We start from the raw sequence: 13793 nt of genomic DNA, 5'->3' as shown, positions 1-13793 counted from the left end.
CCCGGCGGCAGCGGCACCCCCGGCGGCGCCGCCGGCCCCGCCGCACGCGGCCTGCTGCCCGACACGGCCTTCGCCGTGCCGCCTGGCGCACCTGACGACCCGGCCGCCGGGGATGCCGCCGCCACCCACCCGTCCCCGCACCTGCTGCAGGACCTGTGGGCGGCGTTACGGGTGCTCTCCGAGCGCGCCCCGGTGGTGCTCGCCGTCGACGACACCCATCTCGTCGACACGGCCTCCCTGCGTGGGCTGATCTACCTGGGCCGGCGGCTGGGCTCCCAGCGGGTACTGCTGGTCGTCACCGAGCTGGCGGACCCGGCCGGGGACCGGCTGCGCAACGCCTGGCAGACCGACCTGCTGCGCCACCCGCGGTGCCACCGGCTGCGGGTCGGCACGCTGTCGGTGCGCGGGGTGGCCGAAGTGCTTACACCGCGGCTGGGTACGGTCGCCGCAGGTGCGGTGGCGTCGGGCTGGTGGGAGCTCACCGGCGGCAACCCGCTCCTGCTGCGGGCGCTGCTCGAGGACCTGCCGGCCACCTCCGCCCCGGCCCCGGCCCCGGCCCCGGCGTTGGTGCCGGCCGGGCAGCCGGCCCGGCCGGCACCCGGTGAGGCGTTCGGCAAGGCGGTGCTGACCTGCCTGCGCCGCGGCGGTGAGCCGTTGCTGAGGGTGGCGCGGGGGATCGCGGTGCTGGAGGAGGCCGGTTCGGCGGGCCTGCTCCCGCGGCTGCTCGACGCCGACCCGGCCGACGCCGGCCCGGCCGCCACGCATCCGGCCGCCACGCATCCGGCCGCCACGCATCCGGCCGCCACGCATCCGGCTGGTACGCATCCGGCTGGTACGCATCCGGCTGGCACCGACCCGACCGTGGCCGGGCCGGTCCCCACCCGCATCCTCGACATTCTTGAGGCCGCCGGCGTACTGCGCGCCGGCCGTTTCCGGCACGCCGCGGCGCGCGCCGCCGTGCTGGCCGACCTGGACGGCCCGGCCCGCACGACGCTGCACCGCCGCGCCGCCAGGCTGCTGTACAGCAGCGGCGCTCCGGCGGAGGACGTCGCGGTCCACCTCGTCGCGGCGGAGCACGCCGGTGAGCCCTGGGGGCTCGACGTCCTGTGCCGGGCCGCCATGACCGCCCTCGGCCGTGACGATGTGGGGCGCGCCCTGGAGTGCCTGCGGCTGGCCGGCCTGGCCTGCCAGGACGACGACCAGCGCGCGACGGTCGCGTTGCTGCGGGCCCGCGTCGAGTGGCGGATCAACCCCGGGGCGGCGCTGCGGCACGTGGAGCCGCTGGTCCCGGCGCTGCTCACCGGAGAGCTGTCGAGCCAGCACAGCATCCACCTGATCAAGCTTCTGCTGTGGCATGGCCGCGAGGACGACGCGACCACGGGCCTGCGGGGGCTGGAGGCACGGCGTGGCCGGCTCGACCCGCAGTCGCTGGCCGGCCTCGACCTCATCCGCGAGTACCTGCCGGCGAACCATCCGCCGCTGGCGGCCAGGCTCGCCGCGTTCGACGGCGCGGACGACCGGCGCCCGCAGACGGCCGGGCCGAGCGCGGCCACCGGTGCGGCTGCCAGCGTGGCCGCGTCCGTCACCGATGGTCCCCAGCTGCCGTCCGTGACGACGCTGACCGACGTCCTGCGTGCCGGTGCCAGCCGCGACACGGTCCGCACCGCCGAGTGGGTGCTGCAGGCCACCCCCCTCGACGACATGACCCTGGGCTCGCTGGAGTGGGCGCTGCTCGTGCTGGCCTACGCCGAACGCGCCGACATCGCCGCGCCCTGGTGCGACCAGTTCCTGCGCGAGGCCGCGCTACGGCGGGCGCCGACGTGGCAGGCGATGCTCTCGGGCATCCGCGCGGAGATCGCGGTGCATCAGGACGACGCGCCGGCGGCGCAGCGCCACGCCCGGGAAGCGCTGACGCTCATCCCCGCGTGGACGTGGGGGGTCGGTGTCGGCCGGCCACTATCAGCGCTGATCATGGCTTCGACGGTCACTGGCTGCAACATCGCTGACCAGGCCTGCGATCGTCCTCATGATCAGGCCGGCGGCCGCACCGCCGACCGCACCGGCAACCACATTGCCGACCACGCCGGCGACCACGCCGGCGACCAGGTCGCCGCGCCGATCCCGGACGCGATGTTCCAGACCCGTTTCGGCCTGCAGTACCTCTACGCGCGCGGCCAGCGGCGGCTGGCGTCCGGCCGGCTGCACGCCGCGCTCGACGACCTGCTGACCTGCGGGCATCTGATGACCGCCTGGGAGATCGACCTGCCGTCGTTCGTGCCGTGGCGAGTCGAGGCGGCGCTCACCCTGGCGCGCCTGGGCCGGGCCGCCGAGGGCCGGGCGCTCGCCGAGGAGCATCTGGCCCGTCCCGGCGCTGCCCGGGCGCGCGGGATGGGGCTGCGCGCGCTGGCCGCCACCCTGGAGCCTCGGGAGCGCCCCGCGGTGCTGCTGGCAGCCGTCGACATCCTCCAGGAACGCGGTGACCGGCTGCAGCTGGCCTATGCGCTGGCGGATCTCAGCGACGCCCACCGGCGCGCCGGCGAGCTGACCAAGGCTCGGATGATCACCCGTCGGGCCGTGCTGCTCGCGCAGGAGTGCGGCGCCGAGCCGCTGCGGCTGCGGCTGACCGACCGCGGCGGGGAGGACGCCTCCGGCTACGGCGGGGCTGTCGCGACGCTGTCGGCCGCCGAGCTGCAGGTCGCGATGCTCGCCGCCTCCGGCCGGACGAACCGGGAGATCGCCAAGAAGCTCTACATCACGGTCAGCACCGTTGAGCAGCACCTCACCCGCGCCTACCGCAAGCTGCGGGTCAGCGGCCGCGCGGACCTCCCGGTGATCCTGCACGCCTGAGCCGGCCGGGCCCGGACCGGGCAGACCGGGCCGGTCCGGGCCGGTCAGGCCGGCGGCGGCGCGGGTCTGCCAGGCAGGGGCAGGGGCAACGGTTCTCGCCATCCCGGCGACAACCTGATAACAGTACGGTGGCTGTCAGATGGCCGCCCGGTGGCCGGAAGCCCGGGGCGGGGGCCAGGCGGACCATCGGTGGCGGGCCGGACGGACTGCCAGCGGCTGGAATGAGGAGTAGCCTCAGCAGCACGCCCTGATTGTCAGGCGAAGAGCCTAGCCGAGCGCATCCGCTTGCGCCACGTCGGTGTTCCTCCCGCTCTCCCCGGACGGGAGCGACGACTGGCGTCCTGGTCGGGTTCTTCGATGGACCCATCATGACCGGCTCGTGGGTTGCACAGCAGGCAGGTGCCCCCGCGGTGTCCGTAGCTTCGGCGCGAAGGACACTATGACCATTAGTAGCATGGTGACCATTAGTAGCATGTGCGTGACTTATCGTAGCTCACATGTGCCCGCACGTGCGCCTGTCAGCCCGCGCGTGCCTGTCCCGGCCCGCGACGCCGTGAGCCCGGCGGTCCCGTCCGCGCCGGTCATGCCCTGGGGGGAAGCCCGGCGCACCCGGCCTCACGACGCTCCGTCGCTGTCGGAGGCACCGCGGTGACCGCGCGGCCACCAGCCGGCCGGGGCCCCGGCCCGGGCGCCATGGTCCCCCTGGACACCACGCTCCCGACAGACAGCATGGACATGGTGGACTGTGTCAGCCCGGACGGCGTCGACCCGCATACCTCCGGCACGGATGCCACCAGCCCGCATGGTGCCGGCCCGGACGGTCACCGCCCGGACAGCGCCGCTCTGACCGGTCCCGGTCTCGGTCCGGGCGGCGTCGGGCTGGACGCCGCGGGCTCGAACAGCGTCGGCTCGAACAACGTCGGCTCGAACAGCGTCGGCGCGGACGGCCGGAGGCCCGCCGCCCGGGGCGTGATGGGACGGCTGGTAGCGGCCACGGACTGGGCCGGCACCGCGCTCGGCCCGGCCGGGGAATGGAGCCCCACCCTGCGGATGGCGGTGAGCCTCTGCCTGGACTCAGGCTTCCCCAAGGCGCTCCTGTGGGGGCCCGAGCTCGTCATGATCTACAATGACGCCTACCTGCCGATCCTCGGCCATAAACATCCACGCTCCCTGGGCCGGCCGTTCCGGCAGGCCTGGCCGGAGACCTGGGAGATCATGGGCCCGGCGCTCGAGCGGGTGCTCGCCGGCGGCGCCGCCGTCAGCACGGACGACCAGCTCCTCCTGCTCGACCGCCGTGGATATCAGGAGGAGTGCCACTTCACCCTCTCCCTGAGCCCGGTCCGCGACGTCCTGGGCGACGGCGGCGTGGCCGGTGTCATGGCGACGGGGCGGGAGACGACCCGGCAGGTGTTCGCCACCCGGCGGCTGACCTGCCTGCGCGAGCTCGCCACCGCCACCGCGGACTCGTACGACCCGTGGGAGGTGTGCACCCGTGTCGTCGAGGTGCTCGGCCGGTATCCCGCGGACGTCTCGTACGGCATCGTCCTGCTGCGCGACCCGGACGCGCAGCGGCCGGTGCTGCGCCCGGCGGCGTCCTGCGGCCTGGCCGGTGACCAGCGGGGCGTCGACCTTCTCGGCGTGCTCGGCGCCGAGGCGCCCCTTCCCGAGCTGGGCGACGCGCTGTTCTCCGGCCAGGCACGTCTCGTCCGGGAGCTGCCCGAGCGGTTCCCGATCCGGCTGGCCAGCGGCTGCCGGCCGCCGGGCTCGGCGATCGCCGCGCCGCTCGCCGAGGGCTGTGACGGGCTGGCCATCGGCCTGCTGCTCGTCGGGGTCAACGACCGGCTCGCCCCCGACGACGACTACCGTGACTTCGTCGAGCTGCTGGCCGGCCAGATCTCGACCGCGGTGGTGGTCGCGCGGGCCGGTGAGGTGGAGCGGGCCCACGCCGCCGACGCCCGCTACCGGGCCCTGCACGACGGGCTGACCGGGCTGCCCAACCGCACCGCCCTGCTCGACCGGCTCCACCAGGCGCTCACCGGCGCCCGGGGCGACCGGCCGCGCCGGGTCGCCATCCTGTTCGTCGACCTCGACGGCTTCAAGACGGTGAACGACTCGCTGGGCCATCACGCCGGTGACGACCTGCTCCGCGAGGTGGCGGGGCGGCTGCGCCGGGCTGTCCGCCCCGGCGACACCGTCGCCCGGTTCTCCGGCGACGAGTTCGCCATCCTGTGCGAGGGCGTCACCGCCGCGTCCTGCGTCGAGGCGGTCGCCGAACGCCTCGTCAGCACGCTGGCCATCCCCAGGACGGCCTGCGAGCGGACCATCACCGTGACCGCCAGCGTCGGCATCGCCGTCTCCGGCCCGGACCTGTCCGACCCCGAGGACATCCTGCACGCCGCGGACATCGCCATGTACGCCGCCAAGCGGCAGGGCCGCAGCTGTCACATGGTCTTCGACGAGAGAATGCGGGCCCAGGCCCGGCGCCGCGTGCGGACCGGCAACGACCTGCGCCGCGCGCTCGTCACCGACGAGCTGCGGCTGCTCTACCAGCCGGTGATGAACATGGCCGGCGAGCTCACCGGGGTGGAGGCCCTGCTGAGGTGGCAGCATCCCGAACGCGGCCTGCTCGAGCCCGACGCGTTCCTGGCCGTGGCGGAGGAGACCGGGCTGATTGTTCCGCTCGGCCGCCGCGTCCTGGAGATGGCCTGCCGGGCGGCCGGCAGATGGGCGTCGAAGCTGCCGGCCGGCATGGCGCCGCGGGTCGCCGTCGACGTCTCGGCCTGCCAGCTCGCCGATCCCCGCTTCCTGTCCGAGATCATCGCGCTGCTGGAGGCCACCAACGCCGACGACCGCTACGAGCTCGGCCTGGAGATCACCGAGAGCGCCTTCGTCGACGACGTCCCTGCCGTCACCGCCGCCCTGCACGACCTGTGCGCCCGCGGGGTCAGCCTGTACGTCGACGACTTCGGCGCCGGCCACTCGTCGCTGAGCTGTCTGCACCGCGCACCCCTCGACGGCATCAAGATCGACAAACGGCGTGTCGCGCGGATGCTCGAGGACCCCGCCGAGCACGCGGTCGTCGCCGCCGTCATCGGCCTCGCGCACACCTTCGGCCTCACCGCCGTCGCCAACGGCGTGGAAACACCCGAACAGCTCGCCGCGCTCCGGACGCTGCGCTGCGACCTCGTCCAGGGCTGCTTCCTCGCCAGCCCACAGCCCGGCCTGCCGAGCCTCCTGCACGGGCCCGGCCGGCAGCCCACCGCCACCGAACACCACTGACCCGGGAAGAACGTCGCCGCGAGTGGGGCGCTGACGTGGTTTCCGCCCCCGTTCGGCCCGCGCCCGCCGCGTCGCGGCCCTAATCGCGGCAGCGGTCGTCGGGAGGGGACGGGGGTGCTCCGGCGCTCGTGTATGTTGTCGGCGCGGTAATCCGGTTGTGATCGGATTTGGCTGAAGATGATGCTGTGAAGATGCTGCTGAAGGTGCGCCGAGAATCTTCTGAAAAAGAGAACAACCGGTAGGACGCCGGTGGCTGGCTGAATTTCCTGCCGGTCGTCCGCGTGGTCTGTGTCGGATAGCCGACTGACGGGTTGTCACGCTCCGTCGACGTACCAATAATCAGAGCGTCAACGGTAGCGATCTCGGTAATGGTGCATTCCGTTACGGGCCGGCGGCACCGTCCGTCGTCCATGCCGTTTGGCCGGGTTTCGTGCGGTGAGTCTCGTTCGGCGGGCTTCTCGGTGGAGCGGGAGCAAATGGCCGGTACCTCGCGGTGGCCCGGAGCCACGTCCGGAGGCGGCGGTCCTCTCCGCCGCGCCGCCCGCCGGGCCGGGGGAGGTTATTGGTGGTGTTTGTCCAGGTATCGTACGGAGATTTCATGATGTTCAGTGACGGGATCGGTGTCCGGTGGGCCGGCCGGCAGCCTCGTACCGGCCTGGGCCGTGTGCCCGCCCGCGGCACCCAGGACGTGGAGAAACGGCTGGCCGGATATCCGGCCGTCACCTTCCGTCCCGCTCCGGTGGATAGTTTCCCGGCGGCTCCGGGCGGGCGCCGACCCACCGTCACCGTTAAACAGGGAATCCGGGCGGACAGCAGTCGCGCACGCCATTCCGGTAGTATGGCAGAAGGCTACGAAAAGGATTTTCCGGACTCCGGGACGGATGCTGGCGAGCATGTTTCTTCGCGGGTCGGCGAGCTGTCGGATATTTTTCTCGCGTGCCGCTGGAAAATGTTCACAAGACGTATTTCCAGGTCGATGCCCTGGGCCTTTCACGTGGGCTGTCCCGGGCTGGGGCGCCCGGCCGGCCAGGGCGCCGTACCAGGATCACGGGAAGCTGTGCACCGGAGACCCGAAGGTAGCAGGTCTGAATTCACGCGACACCAGGAGAGGGGTGGATATGGGCAGGCCCGAGAGGCCGTTGGACGCGGCCAACGGCCCGATCGCCGAATTCGCTCGTGATCTGCGCGCGTTACGGAAGAGCGCGGGCGGCCCGAGCTACCGGCAACTCGCCCGTACCGCACTGTTCGCGCCGTCCGTGCTGTCCAGCGCGGCCAGTGGCCACCGGCTGCCCACCCTCGCGGTGACGCTGGCGTTCGTGTCCGCGTGCGGGGGAGATCCCGTGGCCTGGGAGCGGCGCTGGCGGCAGATCTCCGGACGGCCGGGCCAGCCACCAGGCCAGCCGGGCCAGCCACCAGGGCAGGCAGGCCAGCCGCTGGGCCAGTTGGGCCGGCAAGGCCAGGTAGGCCGGACAGGACAAGCAGGCCAGCCGGGCCAGCCGGGCCAGCCAGGCCGGATAAGCCGGATAAGCATGGTGGGCAGGACGGCTGGCTCCCAGGACGGCCGGGAGCCGGCCGTCCTGCCGGCCGACAGCCTGTTCGGCCTGGCGGGGGTGCCGTCCGTCACGCATGTGGCGACCAGTACGGTGACCAGCCTTGTCCGTCCCGCCCAGCTGCCCATGGGGCCGAGCGTGTTCGTCGGCCGCGCGCGGGAGCTGGCCGACGCGTTCCGGCTGCTCGGCCGCCCCGCCGGGCCGGTCAGGATGCCGCTGCTGGTCAGCGGGCCGATCGGGATCGGCAAGACGGCGTTCGCGCTCAGGCTGGCCCACGAGGTGTCCGCCGGCTTCCCGGACGGCCGGCTCTACGCGGATCTCGGCGACTGCGGTACGGGTGGCCGGTCCGTGGGCGGCATCGTGCGCGGTTTCCTGCACGCGCTGGGGGTGCCCGCCCACCTCGTGCCGGACGACCCGACGCAGCAGACCGGCCTGTACCGCTCGCTGCTCGCCCAGCGCAGGTTGTTCGTGCTGCTGACGAACGTCCGTGACGAGCGGTGGGCCCGGCCGCTGCTGGGGCAGACCGCGCGCAGCCAGGTCGTGATGACCAGCAGGGCACGGCTGCTCGGGCTGGACGGCACGCACCGGATCGATCTGGGCACGTTCACCCGCGAGGAGTCGATGACGCTGATCGGCCGGCTGGCCGGCGCGGAACGGGTACGGGCGGAACACGAAGCCGCCGACGCCATCGCCGAGCTGTGTGAGGACCTGCCACTCGCCGTCAGTATCGTCGGTAGGAAGATCGCAGCCCGGCCGGAGCTGACGATCGCGTACACCGCCAGCCAGCTCGCTGACCGCGACGCCCAGCTGGACATCCTCAGCGTCGGTGACGTCAACGTGCGGGACCGGTTCGCCCTGGCCTACCAGCTGCTGTCGCCGGCCGGACAGGCGCTCGTCCACCAGCTCGGCCGGCACAGGGCGGGCTGGACGACCGCGATCGGTGTCGCCGCCGACATGGGCATACCGATCGGGTCGGCGGACGAGCTGCTGGAGTCGATGGTGGACGCCGGCCTGCTACGGCGGGCCAGCGTCGCCGGTCGTTACAGTGTGTCAAGGCTGTTCAGCGCGTTCGCCGGGAACGTGCAACGGGACGCCGGGCCGCTGCCGGTCTCGCTGGTGGACGGCGGGGCGCGGCGGGTGGCGCTCGAACCGTTCCGCCGCGACGCCGGGCCGGCCCTGCCAGCCCTGCCAGCCACCAGACCCGGCGTTGATTGTTCGGATCCGGCGGTTCTTCCAGTCAACGTCACGCGTGGTCTGAATGGTTCACAAATCACCCGGACGGTTATTGCCGACGCATAACGCCCGACGGGCGGCACGTCATACTGCCGCAGGCCGCCACCGGGCTGATCGGCCAGCTGCGCGAGCGCGGCTTCGAGTCGATCGGCGCGGACCTGTCGGAACTGCTCAAGGCCGGCGGCAGTGTCAAGTGCTGCACCCCGGAGCTGCGTGCCGAGAGGGCCGAAGGACCGCGGCGCGGCCGGTGAGCCGGCCGAATCCACTGACTGTCAGGATTTGTTTGCCCGTTGGAATACGCGGGCCAGGCGCGACCGTCGACAACACGGCCCCCGATCGGCCACGACAGCCCCGGCCGGGTATATGCTCGAAACGCTGACCGGCCATTGCCCGGTGCGCTCGGCACCGAGATCGGACCACGTTACCGAACGGTTGTGCTAAACGACGGCCGTACCAAACGGCAATTATACCAGATGGCGGCTGTATTGAACAGCTGTATCGGACGGCTGTGCTGAGCCGCTCCATCATGTCGCTCCGCCGTGTCGACATGCCGTGTCGATTTCGCTCGCCGGCCCACCGGGACGCATTCATGTAAATGAACAGCCGGGTAAATCGATACGTCTGGCCCGGCATGACCGAGGAGTGAGTGGAGCATGGTGGAGAACATTCAGCGGACCAGGGCGGAGCTGCTGCGGTCGCTGCACGACAGCGGGGTGCTGGTGCTGCCGAACGCGTGGGACGCCGGCAGTGCCGCGCTGATCGCGCAGGCGGGCGCGAAGGCGGTCGCCACGACGAGCGCGGGGGTCGCCTGGTCGGTCGGCCGGCCCGACGGGCAGCACCTGACCCGGGCCGAAGCGGTCGAGCAGGTCCGGCGGATCGCGGCCGTCGTGGACGTCCCGGTCACGGCCGACGTGGAGGGGGGATACGGCCCCGCCCCCGAGGATGTCGCGGCGACCGTCGAAGCGGTGGTCGCCGCCGGCGCGGCCGGGGTGAACATCGAGGATTCGCAGGCCCCCGGCGGCCCGCTGTTCGATGTCGCGGCCCAGGCTGAGCGGCTTCGTGCCGCCAGGTCCGCGGCGGCGCGGGCGGGGCTGCCGGAGCTGCTGGTCAACGCGCGGACCGACGTCTTCCTGTTCGGTATCGGCGAGCCCGGAGGGCGGCTGGCGGACGTGCTCGCCCGCGCGGCGGCCTATGCCGAGGCGGGCGCCGACAGCCTCTTCGTGCCGGGCCTGCTCGACCTGGACGTCGTGGCCACGCTGGTGACGGCGTCACCGTTGCCGGTCAACGTGATGGCCGGGCCGGGCGCCCCGAGCATCGCCGAGTTCGAGGCGGTGGGCGTGCGCCGGGTGAGCGTCGGTACCGCCATCAGCCAGGCGGCGTACTCGGTCGCCCAGCGCGCGGCCACCGAACTGCTCGTCAAGGGCACCTACACCGAGCTCGAGGGAGCCCTCGACTTCGGCGGCATCAACGGCCTGTTCGGCTGAGGGCCGGCGTGCGCGGCCGATGGCCGGCCCGTCCGGTTGACGGCTCGGTCTGTCCGGTTGATGGTCGGCATGGCCGGTGATTGATTGTCCGGTCCGGTCAACCCTGTCGGTCAACGGACGCTTCCGCTGAGATCGAGTCATGGCGCAGACGACTAAGACAAAGAACTCGGCGGAAGCGGATTCCCCGGCCGGCGTTATCGCGGTCCTGCGGGCGACGCCGCCATCAGTCAGGTACCTGCTGGGAGGCGTGCTCGTCAACCAGCTGGGCGCGTTCGTACAGACATTCCTGGTGCTGTATCTGACGGTTCGCGGATTCTCTGTCGGCCAGGCCGGCCTCGCGCTGACGGCATACAGCGTGGGCGCGGTGTTCGGCACGCTACTGGGTGGGGAGCTGACCCAGCGGGCCGGCCCGCGGGCGACCATCACCGGCTCGATGGTGACCTCGGCCGTGATCGTGGGGCTCGTCCCATGGCTGAGCGGCCTGTCGGCCTTCGGGCTCATCTTCGTCGCCGTCGGGCTGGCCGGCCTGGTCACCCAGGCCTACCGGCCCGCGGCGGCGATGCTGCTCAGCGATCTCATGCCGGAAGAACACCAGGTCATGGGCTTCTCGATGATGCGGACCGCGCTGAACATCGGTGCCGCGCTGGGCCCGCTGATCGCCGCCGGGCTGATCCTGCTCGACTGGGACCTGCTCTTCTGGCTCGACGCGCTCACCGCGCTCGTGTACGCGGCGGTCGCGCACACCTTCCTGCCCGGCACGCAGGCCCCACCGGAGGAGACGGAACCGGCCGGGGGCGGACGGTCCGGATACAGTGTGCCACTGCGTGACGGCAACTACCTGTTCTTCCTGGCCTCGGTGCTGCTCGGATCCATGATCTACATGCAGTACGTGGTCGCGCTGCCGCTGAAGATCTCCGATGACGGCCATCCGGCCGCGCTGTACAGCGCGGCGCTCGCCACCTCGTCCGTCACCCTGATCCTGTGCGAGCTGAAGATCACCTCCTACGTCAGGAACTGGCGGCCGAACCTCGTGGGCGCGCTCGGCACCGTGGTCATGGGGGCCGGCCTTGCCACGTACGGCCTCGCCACCGGCTCGGCCGCGCTGGTAATCGTCAGCACGGTGGTGTTCGTGACCGGTGTGATGATCAACGGGCCCACGATGTTCGCGCACCCGGCCAGGTTCCCGGCCGCGGTGAAGGCCCGCTACATCGGCGTGCACCAGGCGACGTTCGGGCTCGGCCTCGCGCTCGGGCCGGTCCTCGGCGTGCTCGCGTGGGAGCGGCTGGCCAACGGCGTCTGGCTGGTGTGCGGGGCCGTCGGCGTCATCGCCGCGCTGTGCGCGCTGGTGGGCATGCGGGAGAACGCGGGACGCGCCGAGCGGCAGGTGGCGGCGCGGCGGAAGGCGGCGGCCCACTGAAAGCGGCGGCCCGCTGAACGGGGCACCGCACGCCGGACGGAACGCGGCGCCGCTTCCCGACGGGAAACCACGGAGTGCTCTCTTCCCGGCACCGCGCGCCGGACGGAACACGGCACCGGAAAAGAACGCCGTGCCGAAAAAGAACGTAGCACGCCGGAAAAGAATATGGCATGCCGAGCGGATGGTACGCCGGATAACGCCGCCCACGCCGGGCGGCGTTATCTCGTGCCCGGCCGTCCCGGGTGCCGGCCGTCCCGTTTCTTTGATTGTCTCCGCCGACCAATTCTTTCGATCAATGATCCCGCCGTATTGAATCGTGATGTGCCGGTGAACCGGGGCGTACCAATGAACCGGGACCGGCCACGAAGAGCAGGATCACGGGGATCGGAGTGGGATTTTGACCGACCAAGAGGTTGACATACTGGCTGTCGGCGCCGGGCCGGCGAACCTGGCACTGGCGATCGGCATCGAGGAGTCCGGTGTACGGGAGCTGGCGGAGCACACCCTGCTGCTGGAGCAGTATCCGGACGTCAAATGGCAACGCAACCTGCTGCTGCCCTGGGCGCGCAGCCAGGTGTCGTTCCTGAAGGACCTGGTGACGCTGCACAACCCGCGGAGCAGGTTCACCTTTCTGAACTTCCTGCACGAGCAGGGCCGGCTGGACGAGTTCGTGAACCTGGGCACGTTCAACCCGTTCCGCTGGGAGCTGTCGAACTACCAGCAGTGGGTCGCGGACTCCCTGGAGCATGTCGGCGTCCGCTACGGCGCCCGGGTCGAGCGGGTCGAGCCCCGGCGGGCCGCCGACGGCACGGTCGTCGGATGGACGGTCACCCTGGGCGACGGCGGGACGGTGCGCTGCCGCGACCTCGTCATCGGCGCCGGCCGCGACCCCCACGTCCCCGAGGTCTTCCGCGGGCTGCCCGCCGACCGGCTGATCCACAGCACCGGGTACTGCACCCGCATCGCGCAGGTGCCGGCCGACCGGCCGCTGCGGGCCGTGGTGGTGGGCGGCGCGCAGAGCGCGGCGGAGATGTTCGTGGCGCTGCACCAGGACCTTCCGCTGAGCCGGCCGACCCTGCTGGTGCGCTCCGTCGGCCTGCGGAACTACCAGACGAGCAAGTTCGTCAACGAGCTGTTCTTCCCCTCCTTCGTCGACGAGTTCTTCGACAGCTCTCCCGAGACCCGCGCGGAGATTCTCGGTGAAATGCACCTGACGAACTACGCCGGGCTGGCCGAGCCCTTCCTCGACGAGCTGTACTCGATGCTCTACCGGCAGAGGATGCTGGGGGAGCGGCGATCCGCGGTACGGGCGATGACCGAGGTCATCAGCGCCCGGGCCGACGGCGACGACGTCGTGCTGGAACTGCGGGACCGCCGTAGCGGCAGGACCGAGCCGTTGCGCTGCGATCTGGTGCTGCTGGGGACCGGATACGAACCGAGAATGCCCGCGCTGGTGCGGGAGCTGGCCGGGCGGCTGGGCCTGGCCGACATCACGGTCAACCGGCGCTACCGCGTCGACCTGGACGGCTCGGCATGGGGCGCGGTGTACCTGCAGGGCGTCAACGAGCGGACCCACGGCATCTCCGACTCGCTGATCAGCGTGCTCGCCCACCGCTCCCAGGACATCCTCGCCGACCTGCTCGACCGGCGCGTTCCCTCGGTGGCGGCCCCGACGACGGTATCGGTGGCTGCCCCGGCGGTGCCGGTGGCGGCATCGGCGGCCTGGAGCGCGTGATGGAGATCCGCAGACTGGACCGGGCGAACCTGACCCGCGCCTACGGCCTCGACTCGCAGCGGCTGCTGCCCTGGCCGGCGCTGAACGCGCCGTTCGAGGGCGCCTGGTGCGTGCTGCGGCCGGGCGACGTCTCGACCGCGCACGCCCATCACGAGCACGAGATCTTCATCGCGATGACGGGCAGCGCGACGCTGGTGGTCGACGGCGAACGGTACGGGTTCGCCGCGGGCGACATCGCGCACCTGCCG

At 72.0% G+C, this 13793-nt stretch carries 7 protein-coding genes and 1 pseudogene; all 8 read left to right on the top strand.

Features of this window, described 5'->3' with window-relative positions; translation table 11 throughout:
• The first annotated feature begins 75 nt into the window (after positions 1 to 75).
• Complete coding sequence (locus NBW84_RS13925; protein ID WP_445548711.1) at positions 76 to 2847, top strand: helix-turn-helix transcriptional regulator; 2772 nt, start codon at positions 76 to 78, stop codon at positions 2845 to 2847.
• A gap of 648 nt (positions 2848 to 3495) precedes the next feature.
• The gene (locus NBW84_RS13920) at positions 3496 to 6126 is read left to right on the top strand and encodes an EAL domain-containing protein (protein WP_250285157.1); all 2631 of its coding nucleotides are present in this window, start codon (positions 3496 to 3498) and stop codon (positions 6124 to 6126) included.
• A 1118-nt stretch (positions 6127 to 7244) separates the two neighbouring features.
• Positions 7245 to 8975, top strand: coding sequence for an NB-ARC domain-containing protein (locus tag NBW84_RS13915; RefSeq protein WP_250285156.1), 1731 nt, complete (start codon positions 7245 to 7247; stop codon positions 8973 to 8975).
• 5 nt (positions 8976 to 8980) lie between these two features.
• Positions 8981 to 9160 (top strand): annotated as a pseudogene (locus tag NBW84_RS24300) (amidinotransferase); the annotation flags it as partial.
• A gap of 402 nt (positions 9161 to 9562) precedes the next feature.
• A complete protein-coding gene (locus NBW84_RS13910; RefSeq protein ID WP_250285155.1) occupies positions 9563 to 10393 on the top strand; it encodes an isocitrate lyase/PEP mutase family protein in 831 nt (276 codons plus the stop codon).
• Positions 10394 to 10532: 139 nt separating this feature from the next.
• On the top strand, positions 10533 to 11810 hold the full coding sequence (locus NBW84_RS13905; protein WP_250285154.1) for an MFS transporter: 1278 nt from the start codon (positions 10533 to 10535) through the stop codon (positions 11808 to 11810).
• A gap of 397 nt (positions 11811 to 12207) precedes the next feature.
• Complete coding sequence (locus NBW84_RS13900; RefSeq protein WP_250285153.1) at positions 12208 to 13545, top strand: SidA/IucD/PvdA family monooxygenase; 1338 nt, start codon at positions 12208 to 12210, stop codon at positions 13543 to 13545.
• On the top strand, positions 13545 to 13793 hold a 249-nt coding region (locus NBW84_RS13895; protein WP_250285152.1), incomplete at its 3' end, for a cupin domain-containing protein. The genes NBW84_RS13900 and NBW84_RS13895, both read left to right, overlap by 1 nt.

The sequence above is a fragment of the Protofrankia sp. CiP1_Cm_nod2 genome (assembly GCF_920664355.1).
Taxonomy (GTDB): Bacteria; Actinomycetota; Actinomycetes; order Frankiales; family Frankiaceae; genus Protofrankia.
The sequence above is the reverse complement of the archived record's forward strand: the minus strand, read 5'-3'. Positions and strand labels throughout refer to the sequence as shown.

What these genes read in the sequence shown, in the direction of transcription:
- NBW84_RS13915 (WP_250285156.1), top strand. Translation starts at nt 7,245, where the DNA reads ATGGGCAGGCCCGAGAGGCCGTTGGACGCGGCCAACGGCCCGATCGCC.
- NBW84_RS13910 (WP_250285155.1), top strand. Translation starts at nt 9,563, where the DNA reads ATGGTGGAGAACATTCAGCGGACCAGGGCGGAGCTGCTGCGGTCGCTG.
- NBW84_RS13905 (WP_250285154.1), top strand. Translation starts at nt 10,533, where the DNA reads ATGGCGCAGACGACTAAGACAAAGAACTCGGCGGAAGCGGATTCCCCG.